Annotated in this window: 15 protein-coding genes; 5 read left to right on the top strand and 10 right to left on the bottom strand. The window is 68.6% G+C overall.

Annotated features, from left to right (window positions below):
- The first annotated feature begins 149 nt into the window (after nt 1-149).
- Entirely contained in the window at nt 150-4604 is a 4455-nt protein-coding gene (gene gltB, locus AC5P66_RS04220; RefSeq protein ID WP_099496057.1) for a glutamate synthase large subunit, read from the top strand.
- A gap of 85 nt (nt 4605-4689) precedes the next feature.
- Entirely contained in the window at nt 4690-6135 is a 1446-nt protein-coding gene (locus AC5P66_RS04215; RefSeq protein ID WP_049416089.1) for an FAD-dependent oxidoreductase, read from the top strand.
- Here the strand turns inward: AC5P66_RS04215 and AC5P66_RS04210 are convergent.
- Nucleotides 6121-8529: a response regulator gene (locus tag AC5P66_RS04210; protein ID WP_495216115.1), complete on the bottom strand. Its 2409-nt coding sequence runs from the start codon at nt 8527-8529 to the stop codon at nt 6121-6123. The genes AC5P66_RS04215 and AC5P66_RS04210 overlap by 15 nt on opposite strands.
- A 167-nt stretch (nt 8530-8696) precedes the next feature.
- On the opposite strand from AC5P66_RS04210, the gene AC5P66_RS04205 reads away from it, so the two are divergent.
- The gene (locus AC5P66_RS04205) at nt 8697-9563 is read left to right on the top strand and encodes a methylglyoxal synthase (protein WP_049416084.1); all 867 of its coding nucleotides are present in this window, start codon (nt 8697-8699) and stop codon (nt 9561-9563) included.
- Nucleotides 9564-9719: 156 nt separating this feature from the next.
- Here AC5P66_RS04205 and AC5P66_RS04200 read toward each other — a convergent pair whose 3' ends face one another.
- Genes AC5P66_RS04200 through ttcA form a run of 3 tightly spaced genes read right to left on the bottom strand, consistent with a single transcriptional unit; the run spans nt 9720 to nt 12421 of the window.
- Entirely contained in the window at nt 9720-10499 is a 780-nt protein-coding gene (locus AC5P66_RS04200; protein ID WP_049438735.1) for a M48 family metallopeptidase, read from the bottom strand.
- A 59-nt stretch (nt 10500-10558) separates the two neighbouring features.
- Nucleotides 10559-11464, bottom strand: a complete 906-nt coding sequence (locus AC5P66_RS04195) for a recombination-associated protein RdgC (protein WP_495216092.1) — start codon at nt 11462-11464, stop codon at nt 10559-10561.
- A 36-nt stretch (nt 11465-11500) separates the two neighbouring features.
- The gene (gene ttcA, locus AC5P66_RS04190) at nt 11501-12421 is read right to left on the bottom strand and encodes a tRNA 2-thiocytidine(32) synthetase TtcA (protein WP_199161077.1); all 921 of its coding nucleotides are present in this window, start codon (nt 12419-12421) and stop codon (nt 11501-11503) included.
- 91 nt (nt 12422-12512) lie between these two features.
- Between ttcA and AC5P66_RS04185 the strand changes: the two genes are divergently transcribed.
- Nucleotides 12513-12716: a YdcH family protein gene (locus AC5P66_RS04185; RefSeq protein WP_005421068.1), complete on the top strand. Its 204-nt coding sequence runs from the start codon at nt 12513-12515 to the stop codon at nt 12714-12716.
- Between the two features lie 89 nt (nt 12717-12805).
- Here AC5P66_RS04185 and plsB read toward each other — a convergent pair whose 3' ends face one another.
- From plsB to AC5P66_RS04160, 5 genes are all read right to left on the bottom strand, one after another.
- Nucleotides 12806-15442 carry a glycerol-3-phosphate 1-O-acyltransferase PlsB gene (gene plsB / locus AC5P66_RS04180; protein ID WP_049416076.1) on the bottom strand — a complete coding sequence of 879 codons (2637 nt, stop codon included), beginning with the start codon at nt 15440-15442 and terminating at the stop codon, nt 12806-12808.
- A complete protein-coding gene (locus AC5P66_RS04175; RefSeq protein WP_049438737.1) occupies nt 15442-16395 on the bottom strand; it encodes a hypothetical protein in 954 nt (317 codons plus the stop codon). The genes plsB and AC5P66_RS04175 overlap by 1 nt, the downstream gene beginning before the upstream one ends.
- 269 nt (nt 16396-16664) lie before the next feature.
- On the bottom strand, nt 16665-17486 hold the full coding sequence (locus tag AC5P66_RS04170) for a S1 family peptidase (RefSeq protein ID WP_049416072.1): 822 nt from the start codon (nt 17484-17486) through the stop codon (nt 16665-16667).
- Between the two features lie 218 nt (nt 17487-17704).
- A complete protein-coding gene (pyrF, locus tag AC5P66_RS04165; protein WP_049416068.1) occupies nt 17705-18430 on the bottom strand; it encodes an orotidine-5'-phosphate decarboxylase in 726 nt (241 codons plus the stop codon).
- A complete protein-coding gene (locus AC5P66_RS04160) occupies nt 18427-19350 on the bottom strand; it encodes a 5'-nucleotidase, lipoprotein e(P4) family (protein WP_049438738.1) in 924 nt (307 codons plus the stop codon). Before AC5P66_RS04160 ends, pyrF begins: the two co-directional genes overlap by 4 nt.
- 101 nt (nt 19351-19451) lie before the next feature.
- Between AC5P66_RS04160 and AC5P66_RS04155 the strand changes: the two genes are divergently transcribed.
- On the top strand, nt 19452-20105 hold the full coding sequence (locus tag AC5P66_RS04155; RefSeq protein ID WP_049416063.1) for a YceH family protein: 654 nt from the start codon (nt 19452-19454) through the stop codon (nt 20103-20105).
- Nucleotides 20106-20177: 72 nt separating this feature from the next.
- Here the strand turns inward: AC5P66_RS04155 and AC5P66_RS04150 are convergent, their stop codons facing one another.
- A complete protein-coding gene (locus AC5P66_RS04150) occupies nt 20178-20705 on the bottom strand; it encodes a GNAT family N-acetyltransferase (protein WP_099487458.1) in 528 nt (175 codons plus the stop codon).
- Between the last annotated feature and the right edge of the window lie 336 nt (nt 20706-21041).

The raw sequence follows: 21041 nt of genomic DNA, 5'->3' as shown, positions 1-21041 counted from the left end.
TGCCGGCGCGTTCTGTTGCACCTGCAACCGTGTATTGCGGCGCTGCAGCAACCTGTGATCTAGTCGAGGCATCCGGTGGCCTCACGATGCGCTCCAGGGAGTGAGCGGGGACGAGTGTCGCCGCCAACCCTATACGCATCGAGGTAGAGATGGCCCCCCGCAACCGCCAAGGGCTTTACGACCCGCGCTCCGAGCGCGATGCCTGTGGATTTGGCATGGTCGCCCAGCTCGACGATCAACCTTCGCGCCTGTTGGTTGATACCGCCATCGCCGCGCTCTCGCGCATGACCCACCGTGGCGGCGTCGCCGCCGATGGCCTGACCGGCGATGGCTGTGGCCTGCTGCTGCGCCGCCCCGATGCATTCCTGAAACTGCTGGCCAGCGAAGCCGGCATCGCCGTCGCCGCGCGCTTCGCTGCCGGCCTGGTGTTCCTGCCGCACGACACCGAGGCCGCCGACGCCTGCCGCACCCAGCTGCAGGCGCAGGTCGAAGCGGTCGGCTGCAAGGTCGCCGGCTGGCGCGAGGTACCGACCAACGACAGCGTCTGCGGCCAGCTGGCGCGCGATACCCTGCCGCGCATCGAGCAGGTGTTCGTCGACGCCGGCGTCGGCCAGGATGATGCCGGCTTCGCGCTGGCGCTGTTCCTGGCCCGCCGCCGCAGCGAACAGCAGCTGCGCGACCATGCCGACTTCTACGTCACCACCCTCACCCCGGATGCGATCAGCTACAAGGGCATGGTGCTGCCGGACAAGCTCAGCCGCTTCTTCCCGGACCTGCAACGCCGCGAACTGGCCTCCAGCGCGATCGTGTTCCACCAGCGCTTCTCGACCAACACGCTGCCGCGCTGGCCGCTTGCCCACCCGTTCCGGATGCTCGCCCACAATGGCGAGATCAACACCATCGAAGGCAACCGCCGCTGGGCCCAGGCGCGCAGCAAGGTGTGGAAGACGCCGCGCTTCGACATCGCCGAGTTCGATCCGGTGATCTCCATGCACGGTTCGGACTCGCAGAGCCTGGACAACATGCTGGAGCTGATGGTCGCCGGTGGCATGGAGCTGATCCAGGCGCTGCGCATCCTGGTGCCGCCGGCCACCCAGTCGCTGGAGTTCAAGGACCCCGACCTGGCCGCGTTCTACGAATTCCACGGCCTCAACAGCGAGCCGTGGGACGGCCCGGCCGGCATCGTCGCCTGCGACAGCCGCTACGCGGTGTGCACGCTGGACCGCAACGGCCTGCGCCCGGCGCGCTGGATGCTGACCGCCGACCGCCACTTCCTCGTCGCCTCCGAAGCCGGCGTGTGGGAAGTGCCGACCGAGCGCGTGGTGCGCAAGGGCAAGCTCGGCCCCGGCGAAATGGTGGCCATCGACCTCAAGCGCGGCGACCTGCTCGATTCGGACGCGGTGGACCGCATCAACCGCGGCCGCGCGCCGTACAAGCAGTGGCTGCAGCAGGGCGTCACCTACCTGCAGACCGAACTGATCGACCCGTCGCTGGTGGAAGAGCCGTTCGACGAAGCCACCCTGCGCAGCTACCACAAGCTCTACCAGCTCAGCAGCGAGGAAGTGGAACAGGTGCTGCGGCCGCTGGCCGAGACCGAGCAGGAAGCCACCGGCTCGATGGGCGACGACACACCGATGGCGGTGCTGAGCCAGCGCAGCCGTCCGCTGTACGACTATTTCCGCCAGGCCTTCGCGCAGGTCACCAACCCACCGATCGATCCGCTGCGCGAAGACTGCGCGATGTCGCTGTCCACCCAGCTTGGCAAGGAGACCAACATCTTCCATGCCGGCCCGGAGACGGTGAACCACGTCATCCTCAATTCGCCGGTGCTCAGCCAGCGCAAGCTGCGCCAGTTGCTGAAGATGGACCAGTACGTGCAGGCCAACCGCCTGCTCGACCTGTCCTACAGCGAAGACGAGGGCCTGCGTGCCGGCATCGAGCGCATCTGTGCCGAGGCCGAACAGGCCGCGCGCGAGGGCATGGTGATGCTGCTGCTGTCCGACCGCTACCCGGTGGCCGGTCGGCCGATGGTGCATGCCCTGCTTGCCACCAGCGCCATCCACCACCACCTCTCGCGGCTGGGCCTGCGCTGCGACGTGAATCTCATCGTCGAGACCGGTACCGCGCGCGACCCACACCACATGGCCTGCCTGCTCGGCTTCGGTGCCACCGCGGTGTATCCGTACCTGGCCTATCAGACCCTGTTCGACCTGGGTCGACGCGGCATCCTCAAGCTCAGCAAGGGCGGCGAGCAGTCGCAGATCGGCCGCCGCTACCGCAAGGGCATCTACAAGGGCCTGTCGAAGATCATCTCGAAGATGGGCATCTGTACGGTGGCCAGCTATCGCGGCGCGCAGCTGTTCGAGATCATCGGCCTGGAACCCGAGGTTGTGGACATGTGCTTCCCGGACACCGCTTCGCGCATCGGCGGCGCCGGCTTCGCCCGCCTGGATGCCGACGCGCGCGAGCTGTGCGCGCAGGCGTGGGATGCGCAGCAGGGCGTGGATGTGGGCGGCCTGCTGAAGTACGTGCACGGCGGCGAGTACCACATGTACAACCCCGACGTGGTCACCACCCTGCAGCGCGCCGCGCGCAGCGGTGACCCGCGTGCGTGGCAGCAGTACTGCGATGCGGTGCACGCGCGCCCGCCATCGGCGCTGCGCGACCTGCTGGAACTGGTGCCGGCCGCTACGCCGGTGCCGCTGGACGAGGTCGCCCCGGCCAGCGCCCTGTTCCCGCGCTTCGATACCGCCGCCATCAGCCTGGGCGCGCTGTCGCCGGAAGCGCACGAGGCGCTGGCCATTGCCATGAACCGCCTCGGCGGCCGCAGCAATTCCGGCGAAGGCGGCGAAGATCCCGCACGCTATGGCACCGCGAAGCGCAGCAAGATCAAGCAGGTGGCCTCGGGCCGCTTCGGCGTCACCGCCGAATACCTGGTCAATGCCGAAGTGCTGCAGATCAAGGTCGCGCAGGGCGCCAAGCCCGGTGAGGGCGGCCAGCTGCCGGGGCACAAGGTCAACGAGCTGATCGCACGCCTGCGTTATGCGCGTCCGGGCATCGGCCTGATCTCGCCGCCACCGCACCACGACATCTATTCGATCGAAGACCTGGCCCAGCTGATCTACGACCTCAAGCAGGTCAACCCGACCGCGCTGGTGTCGGTGAAGCTGGTCAGCCATGCCGGCGTCGGCACGATTGCCGCAGGCGTGGTCAAGGCCGGTGCGGACCTGATCACCATCTCCGGCCATGACGGCGGCACCGGTGCGTCGCCGGTCAGCTCGATCCGCTATGCCGGCGTGCCGTGGGAACTGGGCGTAGCCGAAGCGCACCAGGCGCTGCTAGCCAACGACCTGCGCGGGCGCACCCTGCTGCAGACCGATGGCGGCCTGAAGACCGGCCTGGATGTGGTCAAGGCCGCGCTGCTGGGGGCGGACAGCTTCGGCTTCGGCACCGCGCCGATGATCGTGCTGGGCTGCAAGTACCTGCGCATCTGCCACCTCAACAACTGCGCCACCGGCGTGGCCACCCAGGACGAGCGCCTGCGCGAGAACCACTTCACCGGCCAGCCCGAACGCGTGGAGAACTTCTTCCGGCTGCTGGCCGAGGAAGTGCGCGGCTGGCTGTCGTACCTGGGCGCGCGTTCGCTGGAAGAGATCGTCGGCCGCACCGACCTGCTGCGGCAGATCGAGGCCGCGCCGCGCGACGGCGTGCGCGTGGACCTGTCGCGGCTGCTGGCCGACAGCCGCTACGAAGGCAGCCACTGCGCCGCGCAGCGCCTGTACGAATCGCCGGACAGCCTGGCCACGCAGATGGATGGGCTGCTGGCCCCGGCCATCGAGCACAAGCGCGGCGGCGAGCACCGCTTCCTGATCCACAACACCGACCGCAGCATCGGCACCCGCCTGGCGGGCGCGGTGGCGCGCGCGCACGGCAACCAGGGCATGGCCGAGGCACCGCTGGAACTGCGCTTCCGCGGCAGTGCCGGGCAGAGCTTCGGCGCCTTCAACGTCGGCGGCCTGCACCTGGAAGTGGAAGGCGAAGCCAACGACTACGTCGGCAAGGGCATGGCCGGCGGCCGGCTGGTGGTGCGTCCGCCGCGTGGCGCCCGCTTCGAGGCACGCAGCACCGCCATCATCGGCAACACCTGCCTGTATGGCGCTACCGGTGGCGAGCTGTTCGCCGCGGGCCGCGCCGGCGAGCGTTTCGCGGTGCGCAATTCGGGCGCGCTGGCAGTGGTGGAAGGTGCCGGTGACCACTGCTGCGAGTACATGACCGATGGCGTGGTGCTGGTGCTGGGCAAGGTCGGGCTGAACTTCGGCGCCGGCTTCACCGGTGGCCTGGCCTACGTGCTGGACGTGGATCGCGATTTCGTCGACCGCTACAACCACGAGCTGATCGACATCCATCGCGTCTCCGCCGAAGGCTTCGAGAACTACCGCCAGCACCTGCACCGCCTGATCGGCCGCCACCGCGAGCTGACCGGCAGCATCTGGGCGCAGCAGATCCTGGACGAGTTCCGCGATTACATCGGCAAGTTCTGGCTGGTCAAACCGAAGGCCGCCAGCATCGAGTCGCTGACCGAAACCCTGCGCCGCGCCGCATAACGGTAGTGCCGGCCGCTGGCCGGCATCCCAGGATCACGTAGTGCCGGCCGCTGGCCGGCATCCGGAAAACACCACAGAGTCCGCCATGAGCCGCAAGCACGCCTTCCAGTTCCTCGACCTGCCCCGCACCATGCCGCAGCGCATCCCGGTGGAACTGCGCACCTCCGGCGACTGGGGCGAGCTGTACGGCAAGTTCGGCAAGGAAGACGCCCAGTACCAGGCGGGCCGCTGCCTGGACTGCGGCAACCCCTACTGCAGCTGGAAGTGCCCGGTGCACAACGCCATTCCACAGTGGCTGCAGCTGGTGCAGGAAAACCGCATCCACGAGGCCGCCACGCTGTGCCACAGCACCAACCCGCTGCCGGAAGTGTGCGGCCGGGTCTGCCCGCAGGATCGGCTGTGCGAAGGCAGCTGCACGCTGGAGGAGTTCGGCGCGGTCACCATCGGCGCGGTGGAGAAGTACATCGTCGACACCGCACTGGCCAGTGGCTGGCGCCCGGACCTGGGCGCGGTGCAGCCGACCGGCCACAGTGTGGCGGTGATTGGTGCCGGTCCGGCCGGGCTGGCCTGTGCCGACCGCCTGGCACGCGCCGGCATTGCCGCCGTGGTCTACGACCGCTACGAGCAGATCGGTGGCCTGCTGCAGTTCGGCATTCCCAGCTTCAAGCTGGACAAGGACGTGATCCATCGCCGCCGTGAAGTACTGGAAGGCATGGGCGTGCAGTTCCGCCTCGGCGTGGAGATCGGCCGTGATGTCAGCGTGCAGCAGTTGCTGGACAGCCACGATGCGGTGTTCATCGGCACCGGCGCCTACCGCTATACCGATGGTGGCCTGGTCGGCCAGGACCTGAAGGGCGTGCTGCCGGCGCTGCCGTTCCTGGTGCAGAACAGCCGCATCGTCGGTGGCGATGATCCGAAGGGCCGGCCGATCGCCGGCTGGGAAGACACCATCGCCCTGCCCGACCTCAACGGCAAGCGCGTGGTGGTTCTGGGCGGAGGCGATACCGGTATGGACTGCGTGCGCAGTGCGGTGCGGCTGGGCGCGGCCAAGGTCACCTGCGCCTATCGCCGCGACGAAGCCAACATGCCCGGCAGCGCGCGCGAAGTCGCCAATGCACGCGAGGAAGGGGTGCGCTTCCTGTTCAACCGGCAGCCGCTGTCGATCGAAGCCGGCGCCGACGACGAGGTGATCGGCGTGACCGTGGTCGAGACCCGGCTGGGCGAGCCCGATGCCAATGGCCGCCAGAACGCGGTGCCGATCGAAGGCAGTGAATCGCTGCTGGAGGCAGACGTGGTGATCATCGCCTTCGGCTTCTCGCCGAGCGTGCCGGCGTGGCTGGCGGAACTGGGGGTGGAAGGCCAGCCCAATGGCCGCATCCTCGCCGGTGGCAGGGACCGCCTGCCGTTCCAGACCGCGCATCCACGCCTGTTCGCCGGTGGCGACGCGGTGCGTGGTGCCGATCTCGTGGTAACTGCGGTGGCCGAAGGCCGCGACGCCGCTGCCAGCATCGTCCGCCTACTGGCGCACTGAGTCCGGCAACAGCAGCACTTCCAGCAGCGCGCGCAGTTCGTGCGCCTCCACTGGCTTGGCCAGGAAGTGGTCGATGCCCGCCTCACGGCAGGCCTCGCGCGTGCGTTCCAGCACGCTGGCGGTCAACGCAATGATCGGCACCGGAGCACGGGCAGCGCGGGTATCGCGACGGATCGCGCGCGCCAGCGCGAAGCCATCCATGTGCGGCATATGGCAGTCGGTGATCACCAGGTCGAACGGTTGCGCCTGCCAGGCCTCCCATGCCTGCAGCCCGTCGCTACAGGTGTAGACCTGCAGCCCCAGCTCGCACAGGCGCTGCTCCAGCAACTGCAGGTTGGTCGGATGGTCCTCGACAACCAGCGCCCGCGCCGGCGGCAGCGCCCGCGGCGCAGCCCTCGCGGGCACTGGTGCGTCCCTGGCTGCCACAGAGGCCGCCAGATCCAGATCCAGCCCTACCGTGGTGCCCTTGCCCTGCACGCTGCGCAGGTGCAGCTGCCCGCCCATCGATGCCGCCAGCTCACGGCAGATCGACAGGCCCAGCCCACTGCCGCCGAAGCGACGCGTGGTCGAGGTCTCGGCTTGTTCGTAGGCGGCGAACACCGCCTGCTGGCGCTCCACGCTGATGCCCACGCCCGTATCGGTCACCTGCAGGCGCAGTCGCTGGCCGCCGTCGCGCTGCTGCAGCACCTGGACCTGCAACACCACGCTTCCCTGCAGGGTGAACTTGAGCGCATTACCGGCCAGGTTGAACAGGACCTGCCGCAGGCGCAGCCCGTCAGCCAGCGACCAGGGCTGCAACGCCGGGTCGATCTCGCTGCACAGGTGCAGCCCGCGGCTGGCCGCGACCGGCATCAACAGCTGCTGCACCGCGCGCACCAGCGCCGCCAGATCGGTCGGACGCAGCTGCAGGGGTGCCGGCTGCAGACGCTGGCTGTGCAGCACATCGTCGAGGATCTGCCGCAGCATCTGCGCAGCGTCACCCACGGTGGTCAGCACCTGCCGCTGGCCCGCATCCAGGTCAGTGCCAGCCAGCCGCTCCAGCATGCCCAGCAGGGTGCTCATCGGCGTGCGGATCTGGTGGCTCATGGTCGCCAGGAAATGGCCCTTGGCCAGCGCCGCCTGCTCGGCCGCGCGGCGCGCCTCGGCCAACGCCGCTGCACGCGCCTGGGCTTCGCTGACGTCCATCCAGTAGCCGCTCCACTCCACGCTGCTGTCATCGCACGGCAACGGTCGTCCCTGTGATCGGACCCAGCGCCAGCCCTGCGCCGACCGGGTGCGGAAGGTAACGTCGATCGGACCGCGCACGAGCGCGGCCGCTTCGATGCTCGCCATCACCTGGCTGCGGTCACCGGCATGCACGGCCGCCAGCAGCTGCAGATGGTCGATCCGCTCAGTTTCCACGGCCACGCCGAACAGCGCCTGCACGTCGCCGGCGATCTGCGCCAGGCTGTAGTGGCCGGTTGCCGAACGGCGCGCCTGGTAGACCACCGCCGGCAGGTTCGCGGTGACTTCATGCAAGCGCTGCTCCAGTACCCGGCGACGCACGCTCTCGCGATGCACGCGCCAGTAGCCGAAGGCATGCAGCAGTATGAGCGCGAGCAGGATCAGCGACACCGGCACCAGCCAGCGCAGTGCCGAACCGGCGGGCCGCGCACGTGACAGGTCCGGCAGCCAGGCACTGCGAACCGACGCCCGACGCGCATCGCCCTCCCGCTGCAGCTCCCGGTCGAAGGCAGCGACCACCGCGGCGCAGGCCGGTACGGCGGCCAGCACCAGTGCATCGCCGAAGCCAGCGGGTGCTGCGATCACCAGAGGGTCACCCGGCACGGCGCGAAGCGCGGCTTCGACCTCAGCGAGATTGGCCACCACCGCATCGACCAGCCCGGCGCGCAGCAGCGACAGCGCGTGGTCCAGCGGCGCCGGTGCCAGCAGCTGCGCACCCGGGGCCTGTTCGGCCAGCAGTGCCTCCAGCGGTAGCCGGTCCGGACTGGCCACGCTGCGCCCACGCAGGTCCTCCAGCCCCAGCACGGCTGCCGCGCTCTCGCGCCGCACGATCACCTGTGGCACTTCCAGGTAGGGGCTGCTGGCCACCCAGCCGGTCGGCAGCTGTGCGCGCGGCCAGCCCAGCAGCACCTGGGTGCCAGCCGGCAGCGGGTCATCGGTGAGCACCGCTGCGGGCAACGGCTGCGCATGCTGCAGCGCCTGCGGGCCCAGCAGCGGCAGGTAATCCGCAGCCACCCCCGCAAGGTCGCCCTGCACGCTGTATGACAGCGGCGGCCGATCGGAACGCCATGCCACCTGCAGTGGGCTCGCGCAGCCGGACGCAGCAGCGATGCCGGGCAGCAACAGCGATGCCATGACAGCGGCGACGGCGCGGCGGCCGGCGACATTCACGGTAGACATCCTCATTTCGCGGGCAGGAACCACGGCCGCGCAGCGGTACCGCTGCCAGCCACGCTAGCGAGGCGCGCTTCCGCGACAATGAGAAAAATTGGAAAAACATCCCTATCGGCGAATGCCGACATACACTGCCGCTTCTACCCGTCCCTACGGAGCGCTCGATGCGTATCGGCCTGGCCGCCAACCGTCTCCATCACCACGATGCGCGCGCCGCGCTGTTCCGCTGGCTGCGTGCCAGCGAGGCCGGGCTGCGTGAACTGGGGGTATCGCTGCACGCGGTCGGGCGCACCCACGATGCGATCGAACGGCAAGGCTTCCTGGCCGGCTACGGCGGCCTGCACCGGTATCCCTACGGACGCGAGGGTGGCCTGATGAAACTGGTGGCCGAAGTGGTTGGCATGGGGCCGGAGCGCACCCTGGACGGCGCGATCTACCTGATCGACCCGGTCGATCCTTCCTCGGTGTTTCCGGAGGCAACCGCGCTCAAGCGGCAGTGCGTGATCCACGGCAAGCCGTTCATTTCAACCGTGGCCACTGCACGTGACTGGATCGAGGTGGAACGCGTCCACGCCGGGCTGGCCGCTGATGCCGGTGCCGACGATCTGCATGCCTTCCAGCACCAGACGCTGGCGCTGATCGCGCACGACGCGATGAAGCCGGCAATGCTGGCCTTCGCTGACGAGCACTTCGATGTGCTGGCACGGTTCGGCGAGCGCGTGGCGACCGGCACCACCGGCCAGCGCTTGAACGAGCTGGCCTGGAGCCGCGGCTGGCCCAGCGATACGCCGTGGGTGACGCGCTACCAGAGTGGCCCGATGGGCGGCGATGCGCAGATTGCTGACCGTGTGCTGGAGGGGCGCTGCCAGCGCGCGATCTTCTTCGAGGACCCGCATGTGGCACGCCAGCACGAGGCCGATATCCAGCTGCTGGAGCGCGCGGTGACAACGGTGACCGACCAGGCGGTGTGCATCACCGCGCCGCGGGTGGCGGCGCGGTGGGCGGCCGCGGCGGCATTGCGGGCGGGGTGAGGGTTTCGGCCAACGGCTGAGTCCCTCGCGGTGGGTGGGGCTGCACGATCATGAGGTTGGGTCGCGCTTTTGCAGAGCCGAGCCGATGCTCGGCTGCTGTTGATCGCGAGGGCTGGATATCTGCGCCACCCGCGTCAGCCGAGCATCGGCTCGGCTCTACAGCAGCTGGCGAAGCATCGCCTTCAGTCGGCGCCCTTCCAGCTGGAAGTAGTCGCGCTGTTCGCGCCAGGCGGGGAAGCGTTGTTCGACTTCATGCCAGAACGCGGGCGAATGATTCGGCTGGATCAGGTGGCAGAGTTCATGCACCAGCACGTACTCGAACGCTTCCGGACGACCGAGCACCAGGGCCAGGTCCAGGGCCATGCTGCCATCGGGGGCCAGCGAGCCCCACTGCGAGGACATCACCTTCAGGCGCAGGCGGCTGGGGGCGCGCGGCAGGGTGGGCAGGTACTTCGGCAGCCAGCGGCCGACGTCGGCGCGGGTCTGCGCTTCATAGAACTCGCGCAGCAGGCGGCGCAGGGTGGCGTCACCACCACGGGTCGGCCACTGCACGCAGGCGCCGTGCGCGTCGATCTCCAGCCGCGCGTAGCGGCCTTCCTGCCAGCGCAGCGGCAGCAGTTCGCCGCGCAGGGGCAGCACGCCGTCTTCGCCGGGCTGCAGCGGTGGCGGCAGGCCCTGCCCCTGGTACTGCCGCAGCTGCAGCGCCAGCCAGTCGCGGTGCTGTTCCAGGAAGCGTTCGCCCATCACCAGGCTTGCGCGCGGCGGCAGGGTCAGGCGTGCGCCGCGCTCGTCCACGCTCAGCTTGATGCGGCGCGCGCGTGGATCGCGCACGCGCAGCACCTCGATCTCGGCATCCTCCAGGCGCAGGCGAACGGTATCGCGCTGTACGGTGGCGGGCGGGGTCGGAGTGATCAGGCGGCGCAGCAGACGGCTCATGCGCCCAGCATAGCGCTGCTTCGGGCCGCCGGATGACCGGCGACCGTCGGGCTGCCTGTTCAGTCAGCCTTGCTGAGCTTGAACGCTTCTTCCAGCAACAGGAACAGGTGGCGGATCTCGGCGCTCTGCAGGGCGAAGCGGGCATTGAACTCGGCACGGCGGCCGTCTTCGTCGGCATGCTCCAGCTGGTCCAGGGCGCCGTCGAGGAACTTCAGCTTGCGCACGATCAGGTCGTCGCCGATCACGAAGGACAGGTTGTCCTCGAAGATCAGCGCCAGCTTGGTCACCTGCTTGCCGGCGTCCAGGTGCTTGTCGATCTCGTCGCAGCGCAGTTCCTGGTGCTGGCACTTGACCACCGCGCCGCCTTCGACCGGATCCTTCATCTCGCACTCTTCGCCCAGGCTCAGCCCGGTCGGCAGCGGCTCGCCGGCGATCCAGCCGGTCAGGATCGAGCGCGGCGCGACTTCGGCGTTCAGCGGCATCGCCGGGAAGCTGCCGAGCAGGCCGCGGATGTCGGACATGAAGTATTCGCCGGTCTTGCGGCTGGAGGTATCCACCGCCACGTAGCCGTGCTGCAGGTCGATGAAGGCGTCGTTGCGCGAGGACTTCACGAAGGCGCGCGGCAGCAGTTCATGCAGCAGGTCGTCCTTCATGCGCTTGCGCTCGCGGCCACCCGGGCGCCGCCCTTCCTTCTCCTCGATCTCCTCCAGCTTGCGCTCGAGCAGGTCGTTGACCACCGCCGCCGGCAGGATCTTGTCCTCGCCGCCCACGGTCAGCCACAGGTGTTCGGCGATGCGGTGGGAGAGCAGTTCCTTCTCCTCGCGGCCGAACGGCGAAATGAAGCCGCGGGAATTCATTTCCAGCGCGCCAACAGGCTTGAGCACGGCGTGCGGCAGCAGGGTATCGACTTCGGAAAAATCGGTGGTGGTCGGGAAACGGAAGAACGTCAGGTTGCGAAAGAACATGGAATTCCGGATGGCGAAGAGGAAGGGCGACCGACCTTAAACGGTGGGCGTCTCGGGATCTGCGTCGGCGTCGGCCGGGGAGCCGGCCAGCCAGGCATGGGTGTCGGGCAGCGGCGTGTCGTCGCGACGGCCCAGCGCCATGAAGTCGAACAGGGTGGTGTCGGCCAGCTGCGAGGGCCGGACTTCACCCATGGCGCGCGCGATCTGCTCGATGCGGCCCGGATGGTCCTTCTCCCACTGCTTGAGCATCAGGCCGACCTGGCGGCGCTGCAGGTTCTCCTGGCTGCCGCACAGGTTGCAGGGAATGATCGGGAACTGGCGTGCCTGCGCGTAGTCGACGATGTCGCTCTCGCGCACGTAGGCCAGTGGCCGGATCACCACGTGCCTGCCGTCGTCGCTGCGCAGCTTCGGCGGCATGCCCGCCAGCTTGGCGTGGTGGAACAGGTTCATGAAGAACGTGGCCACCATGTCGTCGCGGTGGTGGCCCAGCGCGATCTTGGTGAAACCGTGGGTCTCGGCGTAGTTGTACAGCGCGCCACGACGCAGGCGCGAGCACAGCGAACACATCGTCTTGCCCTCCGGGATGACCCGGCTGACCACCGAATAGGTGTCCTGCTCGATGATGTGGTACGGCACGCCCAGCCCTGCCAGGTATTCCGGCAGGATGTGCTCGGGGAAGCCCGGCTGCTTCTGGTCCAGGTTCACCGCCACCAGCTCGAACGGCACCGGCGCCTTTTTCTGCAGCTGCAGCAGCACGTCCAGCAGGGTGTAGCTGTCCTTGCCGCCGGACAGGCAGACCATCACCTTGTCGCCGGCCTCGATCATGCCGAAGTCGGCAATCGCCTCGCCGACCTGGCGGCGCAGGCGCTTGGCCAGCTTGTGCTGCTCGCGCTCGGCCACGCGCGGATCGCGGGCGGCGCGCGGCTGGGGATCGGGAAGGGAAATCACGGCACTCATGGGTTCCATTCTAACGGCTCGGAGCCGCCCCGGCCGGGGGTCGGGTTTCCCCTCTCCCGGCAGTCATCAACGCTGTGTATGCTCGGAGGCTGTGGATACCTACAGCCCCGCCGAGATCGTCGAGCACCTCGCCGCCCTGCGCGCCGAGCATCGCCTGCTGGATGAACAGATCACCCGCATGGCGGCCAACGGCGAGGACGAACTGGAAGCCAAGCGCCTGAAGCGGCGCAAGCTGCAGCTGAAGGACTGCATCGCCAGGCTGGAAAGCCTGCAGATTCCCGACGAGCCGGCCTGAGCCGGGTTCGGATGGGTGCCAACCCTGGTTGGCACGGGTGGAGGTGTGCGGACCAAGGTCCGCACCCACCGCATTGCCCGGCGCTGCCTTCAATCCTGCGGCGCAGGCTCGTCCGGGCGCGCTGCTTCCGGGCTGACCCGCTCGATGGTGTGGCGCAGCTCGCGCCCCAGGATGAACTTGGCGTCCTTGGCCCAGGCATCCAGGCGTTCGTCGAACAGCAGCTTGCTGTTCTCGTCCGGCCACACCAGGCGCAGTTCGCGCAGCTTCTGGATGAAGCCACGGAACAGGGCCTTGTCGAAGAACTCGGGAGCGGCCGGCGCATAGAGCAGGCTCAGGCGCTGCGCGGCCTGCTGGCACAGGCTTTCCAGCTCGGCCGCACCGAGCACGCCGGGGCCGTTCTTCACCAGCACCGAGATGGCGATGTAGTAGCGCTCGAACGCCTGCTGCAGCGAATGGCCGATCGCCCGCAGGCGGAACACCTCGTCGGTCTGCCCGGTGTTGCGCGCCAGGATGCCGCCGTCGTCATCGTTGACGTTCTGCAGCAGGCCTTCGCGCACGAACACGTCGATGGTGCGGTCAATGCGCTGCGCGAACTCGTCCTCGCTCCACGGCAGGAACAGCTCGGCCTGCAGGAACGGGTACACCGTGCGGCCCAGCTGGACCAGGCCGGTACGGCTCATGCGGCGGTTGTTCTGGAAGCAGCAGGCCACCCACGACGAGGCGGTGAACAGGTGCACCACGTTGTTGCGGAAGTAGCTCAGCAGCACCGCGGTGTCGCCGCTGACGCTGAGCACATCGCCCAGCGGATGCTTGATGCGGGTGAGGACGTTGATTTCCTCGGCATGGGCGATGATCCGCTCCGGCGAGTGCGGGGTCACCGTCACCCGGTCCGAGTACGGCATCTCGACCAGCAGCGTCTTGCAAAGTTCGATCTGCGCGATCAGGTCGGCCTCGCCCATCGCGTGCTTCGGCGTGGACAGCAGGGCCAGCGCCAGCAGGTTGATGGGGTTGACGTCGGCGGCGCCATTGATGCGCACCTGGATGCGTTCGGCCAGCGTATCCACCGTGGTCGACAGCCAGGCTGGCTTCTCGTCCTCGGACACCGCCTCGCCCTTCCACTCCGGCGCCTTCTCGGCCAGCACGTCGTTCAGCGCGATCGGCTCGCCGAAGTTCACCACCACCTGGCCGTAGTTCTGCTTGAGCACCTTGGGGATGCCCCACAGCAGCGACCAGATCGATTCCTTTTCCTTTGGCCGGCCGGACAGTTCGTCCAGGTAGCTGCCGCCCTCCATCAGCTTCTCGTAGCCGATGTAGATGGGCTGGAACAGTACCGGCTTGCGCGGCTGGCGCAGGAATGCACGCAGCGTCATCGAGATCATGCCGCCCTTGGGCTGCAGCAGGCGCCCGGTACGCGAGCGGCCGCCTTCGACGAAGTACTCCAGCGAGTAGCCACCGGCCACCAGCTGCGCGACGTACTCACTGAGCACCGCAGAGTACAGCGCATTGCCACGGATCGAACGGCGGATGAAGAACGCACCGCCCTTGCGCAGCAGGGTGCCGACCACCGGCAGGTTCAGGTTGATGCCGGCCACGATGTGCGGCGGCACGATGCCACGGTCGTACAGCAGGTAGGACAGCAGCAGGTAGTCCATGTGGCTGCGGTGGCTGGGCACGTAGACCACTTCGTGGCCCGGCGCGGCGGCCTTGAACTTGTCCAGGTGGTGTACCAGCACGCCCGCATAGATGCGGTTCCACACGTGGCTGAGCATGAAGCTGGCCGAGCGCACGACCGGGCTGGAATAGTCCGCAGCGATTTCCCAGGCGTAGGCGTGTGCCTTCTTCCAGGCATCGGCCGGCTTCGAGTTGTCGCGCTTGGCCTGTGCGGCGATCGCTTCGCGGACCGGCTCGGCGGCCAGCACCTGGTCCACCAGCAGGCGCCGGGTCGACAGGTCCGGGCCGATCACCGATTCACGGATGCGGCGGAAATGGGTGCGCAGCACGCGCTGCAGCTTGCGCACCGTGCGCTCCGGTTCCAGGCCTTCGTCGACGGTGCTGCGCAGCGAGATCGGCGGAGCGAAGCGCACGATGGTATTGCGCCCGTTCAGCAGAAGCCCCAGCAGGCGGCGGAAGCGGCCCACCAGCGCCCAGTTTTCCGAGAACAGCACCGCGAACCAGCCGCTCTGCTTGTCCGGCGCGCGGCCGACGAAGATCGACACCGGCACCAGGTGCACGTCCAGGTCATCGCGCACGCGGTGCGCCTGCAGGACCTTGGCCAGCGAATCGGAGTGGGTCTTGGCGCCGCGCTGTTCGGGGATCAGCGAGTTGCTGGAGCTGCGCCGCGACAGCGCCAGGTAGGCGCGCTTGCGGCCGGTCGGATCACCGGCCAGCGGCACCAGCGGCGACGGCAGGCCGGCCTGGCGGCAGGCCTTGTCCAGGATCAGCGCGTTGGACAGGCCGTAGTCTTCCAGCACGTACATGACCGGGCGGCCATCGTTGTACTGGCCCGGGTCTTCCGGTTCGATCTTCAGCGACAGCCACGGCTCGACCAGGCGACCGAGCAGGCGGGCCCACAGTGGACGGCGTCCGGCCGGACGCGCGTGCGCGGGCGGCGGTACCGGGTTCGGGCCGGTACCGGTCGAGGGGGACGCCGACACCGTATCGGCGGGCGTCGACTGGGATTCTTCGCCGGGGAACGGCAGCGGGTTCTGTTTCGACATCGGCGCCATTATGGCTTAGGCGGCGGTGTTGCCGCTTCCCCACCCTCGGCGGGGGCTTCAGCCGGTACTGGCGACGCCGCCGCGCGGGCCGCATCGGCCTTGCGCAGCAGCGCGTCGGTGTCGGCCAGGGTGCGGGTCAGGTACCAGTGGCCCTCGCGCCGGCTCAATGGCAGCTGCAGGGTCATCTCGCGACCGGCCAGGTCGTAGTGCAGGCGCACCAGCGCATTGTCGCCCTGCACCGACAGCAGTTCGCCGCGCACGCTGCGCAGCGCGTCGTCCACGCCGAGTCCGTAGCTGCCCAGCACCGCCTTGAGGGTGTGGATGAACGGCGCCAGCTGCTGCAGGCTGCCTTCCATGCCGGCCGCCTGCAGGCCGGCTTCATCATCGAAGCCGACCTTGCTGGCGGCGCCGACCAGCGCGGCGATGGTGCTGCGGGCACGTGCGCGGTCGCTGATGGGGGCAGCCTGCGCCCACCCCGCCAGGGTCTCGACCAGGGCGATGTAGTGGGCCTGCTGGCTGGGCGTGTAGCCCTTCTGGTGGCGCAGGTACTGCACGCCGAAGTTGCCCATCGACTGTGCGGCCTGGCGCACGGCGCCGGCCTGGCCAGCCAGCTGGCGATCGAAGCTGCGCTGCAGTTCGGCGCTGGCACCGGGCTTGCGCAGTGCGGCCAGCATCGGCAGCAGCTGGTCGCCCAGTGGCAGCTCGGTCAGCGGCCACTGGCTGTGGCCTTCCACCCACGCCTGCTGCAGGCGCTGGTACTGGGCCGGCGGCACCGACAGCTTTGCGTAGCCGACCAGATCGTCTTCGGCAAGGCGCAACGCCATCGCCTGTACTGCAGCCACCGGCTCGGCCGCCGGCCTGGCCGGATCGTTGGCAGACTCGCGGCACCCCGCCACGGCCAGCAGCAGCATGGCCGCCAGCCCCCATCCACGCGCAGACTTTCCTCGCACCGCCACGCTCATGCACTCGGACTCCCCGGACCGGCCCGCATCTTGCGGCCTGCGACGTGACAGCGGCAAGCCGGGACGTCACGGTTTCCAGCCAAGGGGGCCACCGGGATAAAAAAAGAGCCCGGATCACGGGGATCGCAGGCTCTTCAAGCCGGCACGGGGCCGGAGGACAGTGTTGTGGCGCATGTCCGGTCAAGGACCGGATGGCGGCGATCCTACGCTGCCGCCCAAGTTAAGGCAACACTTTACGTAATGCATTGTATCTATTTGATTTTAATGGATCAGTCCCGTTGCCAAACCGCCTCAATGAAATCTACGGCATGTTTTTCGGCGATTCGGGCATAAACCCCGGGATAGCCGGCCAGCGCGCACCCCTCGCCCCAGCTGACGATGCCGAACTGGGTCCAGCCCTCGCGCAGGCGCAGCAGCAGCGGGCCACCGGAATCGCCCTGGCAGCTGTCCACGCCTTCACGGCCGGCGCAGATCACCTTGCCGCGTGCGAGTTCACCGCCGTAGGCCTGCTGGCAGTCACTGAAGGACACGAACGGCACCTGCGCGGTCTGCAGCTGGGTGGGGTAGATCCGGCCATCGCCGATGTCGGTGTCGCCCCAGCCAATCACGGTGAACTCGCGGCCCGGCTTGAGGTAGCCGGCGTCGGGCCGCAGCCGCAGTGCCACCGGCTGTGCGCCATCCAGGGGCGCGCTCAGCTGGACCAGGGCAACGTCGTGTTCGAGCGAATTGCCGCTGTTGAAGGCCGGATGGACGTGGATCGCCTTGACGTTGGACGGTCGTGGCGCGGCGTCGGTGGACAGGGTCGTGACCTTGCCGACAACGGCGATGCCACCAGGCGCTTCGCCCTGCACGCAGTGCGCGGCCGTCAGCACCCACGAGGGTGAGATGAGGGTGCCCCCGCAGAAGTGGCGGTCGTGGTCCGAATCGCCGTCGAAAATGCCCTGGATGCTGACCATGAACGGGTACTCGCCGGCGAGTGCCGCTTCGCCGCCGATCACGCGCGGCGCATCGCGCACCTGTGGCGCAGCAAAGGCGGGTACGGCGGACGCGGCCAACAGTAGGCCGATGAACAAAGAGGTGCTGCGATACATTTCCCTGTACTCCTCTGTCGATGGTTGGAACCGGCGCGGCCGCGGTCCGTACCGGTGCATCGATTGGGGAGCAGTGGAGAGGCCCGCAGCGCGAACCTGCGCACAGTTCTCGTGGCTGGCGCTGCGTGCGACAGATGCAGCCCCACAAATGCGAACGCCATCCCGCATGGATCGGGATGGCGTTCGTGGTGCCAGCGTGATCGGCGTCGGCTGTGGGCTCAGCGTGCAGCCAGAGCCGACGCGATTTCCTGCTGGATCGCCCGCGCTGCGGCCTGCGGATCGGCGGCCAGGCGGATCGGGCGACCGACCACAATGGCATCGGCGCCATCGGCAAAGGCCTGCGCTACGCCAACGGTACGCTTCTGGTCATCGCCGACCGGGCCACCGGGGCGGATGCCCGGACAGACGATGGAGAATCCGCTGCCGGTGGCAGCGCGGATCGGGCCGGCTTCCTGGCCCGAAGCGATCACGCCATCGATGCCGGCGGCCTGGGCGGCCAGCGCGCGCTCGACCACCACGTCCACCGGTTCGCGGTCGATGCCCATCCGTGCGAGGTCGGGGCGACCCATCGAGGTCAGCACGGTCACTGCCAGCAGGCGCATGTCGCCGCTGTTGGCGGCCGCGCACGCCTCCATCATGGCCGGGTGCCAGCCATGGATGGTGGCGTAGCTGACCGGCCACTGCGACAGGCGCTTGATCACCGCCGCAGCGGTGGCCGGAATGTCGAAGAACTTCAGGTCGACGAACACGCGCTTGTCGCGGCGGGCCAGCTCATCAAGCACCTGGAAGTACTCGCCGGAGGCGAGCAGTTCCATGCCGATCTTGTAGAAGGCCACGCTGTCGCCAAGGCGGTCGACCCACTCCAGCGCCTGCGCGCGGTCAGGCACGTCCAGCGCGAAGATCAGGCGCTCGTCGTCGCGCAGCGGCAGCGGTGCGCGGCTCATGGTGCGTAGTCCAGGGCGGCGCGCTTGGCGTCGTGGCGGGTCTGGCGCGACTGGCTGTAATCGTTGTTGAACTGCGCCGGCTCGAAGCCACCGTAGGTCGGGTTCGGCAGCATCCACCAGCGCTCGCCGAACCAGTCGTGGTACTGCTGCAGCAGGGCGTCACGGCCTTCGTTGGTGTTGGCGGTCACTTCCACGAAGTCACCCAACTGGTCGCCGAACTGCATCAGCACGCGGTACTTCTGCCCGGCCAGGCGGCGGCGGCAGTTCTTCTCGCTGCCGGCCTGCTCGCAACCCTCGACCACGGTGCCCAGGCCCAGGAACACGCTGTCATCGGCCACCGGCAGGCCCTGCTCGCGCAGGTTGGCCAGGGTCGCGTCCTTCAGGTGCACGGCGCGGTTGGAGATGTACAGCAGGGTCACGCCCTTGGCGTTGGCCGCCTTGGCGAAATCAACCACGCCCGGGATCGCCTTGGCCTTCTTTTCGGCCACCCACTGGTCCCAGCTCAGCTCGTCGTATTCCTTGCCGTCGCGCACCAGGCGCGCCTGGTAGGGCGAGTTGTCCAGCACGGTCTCGTCCACGTCCAGCACCACGGCCGGCTTCAGGCCCTTGGCCTCGTTGCCGCGTTCTTCCGGCACCAGTGCGTCCCAGTGGGCCTCCTTCAGCGCGGCATCCAGGTGGTCGGCGGCGGCACGATAGGTCTGCTCGGTGATGGCCTTGTACTCCTGCGCGCGCTGCATCCACAGCACCGCATTGAGATTGTCGTTGGCGGTCGCATCAAGCGCGCCATCGGCCTTGGCAGCGGCAGCGGGCGCCTGCGGGGCAGCGGCTTCGGCGGCAGGCGCCTCCACGCGCTTGCAGGCGGACAGGCCCAGCGCCGCGGTAGCGAGCAGGGTCAGGGACAGGGAAACGGGACGACGCATGAATTCACCGGCAATCAGATATACCGGCGCATTTTACCGGCAAAGGCGGCCCCGGGACGGCTATGCTTGGCGGTTGACCCGTTGCCCTTCCGGAGGCCGCCATGACCGATTCCGTCCAGACCCCCGACGTCCCGCTGCTCGACGCCGTGCAGGCCCGCCTGCTGGGCTGCCTGGTGGAAAAGGAGGCGACCACCCCGGACACCTACCCGTTGACCGTCAATGCCGCCCAATCGGCAGCCAACCAGAAGACCGCCCGCGAGCCGGTGATGAACGTGGACGCCGGCAGCGTGCAGCATGCGCTGCGCCAGCTGGAAGCACTGGGCCTGGCCCGCCAGCACTTCTCCTCGCGCGCCGACCGCTACGAGCACCGCCTGCAGGCCGCGCTGGACCTGACCCGGCAGCAGACCGTGCTGCTGGCACTGCTGTTGCTGCGCGGCCCACAGACCCTGGGCGAGCTGGTGTCGCGCAGCGAGCGTCTGTACCGGTTTGCGGATATCGACGAAGCCCGCCACGCCGTCGAGCGCCTGCAGCAGCGCGCGCTGCTGGTGGTGCTGCCGCGCGCCAGCGGCCAGCGCGAAGACCGCTACATGCACCTGCTGTGCGGTGAAGTGGACGGCGCGGCGTTGGCAGCAAAGTACGCCAGCAGTGGCGGTGGCAGCGGCGATGCGGCCGATCCGGGCCTGGCCGAGCGCGTGGCCCAGCTGGAAGCGGCCGTGGCCGAGCTGCAGGCACAACTGGCCGAACTGCGCGGCTGAGCGTCCGCATGCGGTAGTGCCGGCCGCTGGCCGGCAACCCGGTGATGCCTGGATGCCGGCCAGCGGCCGGCACTACCCGACCTGCGCCGCCCCCGGCGTGGCATACAGGCGGCTGGCGCTTTCGATGCCCGGCAACTGGATCACCCCGCGCTCCTGCATGCCCAGGCCCAGCAGGATCTTCCCGGACACCACGTTGTCCAGGTCGGTGATGCCATACAGATCGTGCAGGCCCAGCGCTCCGCGTGCATGCGCGAACACCGCCCGCGCTGCCTCACCGGCATAGCCCTGCCCGGCGAACTGCGAAAGCACCGCATAGCCGATATCCGGCCCCGGCAGGCCGTCACGCCGCACCAGCCCGGCATTGCCCACCCAGGCACCATCGGACAGCCGCTCGATGGCATACATGCCGAAGCCGTTCAAGGCATAGCTGTGCAGCACGCGCAGCGCGATGTACTCCCGCGCCTGCGCCTCGCTGCGCACGTTGCGGTCGCCGATGAAGCGCAAGAAGCCCGGATCATTCAACAGCGCCAGCATCGGCGCCGCATCGCGATCAGGCTCGATCGCACGCAGGCGCAGACGTTCACTCTCGATCGGTTGCACAGGCAGACCTCCAGCCGAAACCCCGATTCTGCCTCAACCCCGGCTGCTGCTTTTGATTTTCTTTTTTCTTTCCGTGGCTGGCGCGCACGGAAACTGTCAGGGGCCGGGCGGGTGGGCTGGACGGGACCGTCCGCGGCATGGGCCCGAGGCATGCCTCGGGCGGGTTGGGCAGGACGCCCAACCCCGGTCTTGCCGTGTGCGCAGGACAGCGCACACGAGCAAGCCGCGGCCGAGCCCCCATGGATGGGTTTACGGCGTGTCCCTACCGGCCCACCCGCCAGGCCCCCCACGAATGCATTGCGAACGGCGCCAACCACGAGGGGCTGCGCCGTTCGC

The organism is Stenotrophomonas sp. YJH_SMC_122 (assembly GCF_059369535.1).
Note: the sequence above shows the minus strand (reverse complement) of the source record. Positions and strands in the feature narration are given on the sequence as shown.

Coding starts and splice junctions, on each gene's coding strand:
- gltB (WP_099496057.1), top strand. CDS start 150: ATGGCCCCCCGCAACCGCCAAGGGCTTTACGACCCGCGCTCCGAGCGC.
- AC5P66_RS04215 (WP_049416089.1), top strand. CDS start 4,690: ATGAGCCGCAAGCACGCCTTCCAGTTCCTCGACCTGCCCCGCACCATG.
- AC5P66_RS04205 (WP_049416084.1), top strand. CDS start 8,697: ATGCGTATCGGCCTGGCCGCCAACCGTCTCCATCACCACGATGCGCGC.
- AC5P66_RS04200 (WP_049438735.1), bottom strand. CDS start 10,499: ATGAGCCGTCTGCTGCGCCGCCTGATCACTCCGACCCCGCCCGCCACC.
- AC5P66_RS04195 (WP_495216092.1), bottom strand. CDS start 11,464: ATGTTCTTTCGCAACCTGACGTTCTTCCGTTTCCCGACCACCACCGAT.
- ttcA (WP_199161077.1), bottom strand. CDS start 12,421: ATGAGTGCCGTGATTTCCCTTCCCGATCCCCAGCCGCGCGCCGCCCGC.
- plsB (WP_049416076.1), bottom strand. CDS start 15,442: ATGGCGCCGATGTCGAAACAGAACCCGCTGCCGTTCCCCGGCGAAGAA.
- AC5P66_RS04175 (WP_049438737.1), bottom strand. CDS start 16,395: ATGAGCGTGGCGGTGCGAGGAAAGTCTGCGCGTGGATGGGGGCTGGCG.
- AC5P66_RS04170 (WP_049416072.1), bottom strand. CDS start 17,486: ATGTATCGCAGCACCTCTTTGTTCATCGGCCTACTGTTGGCCGCGTCC.
- pyrF (WP_049416068.1), bottom strand. CDS start 18,430: ATGAGCCGCGCACCGCTGCCGCTGCGCGACGACGAGCGCCTGATCTTC.
- AC5P66_RS04160 (WP_049438738.1), bottom strand. CDS start 19,350: ATGCGTCGTCCCGTTTCCCTGTCCCTGACCCTGCTCGCTACCGCGGCG.
- AC5P66_RS04155 (WP_049416063.1), top strand. CDS start 19,452: ATGACCGATTCCGTCCAGACCCCCGACGTCCCGCTGCTCGACGCCGTG.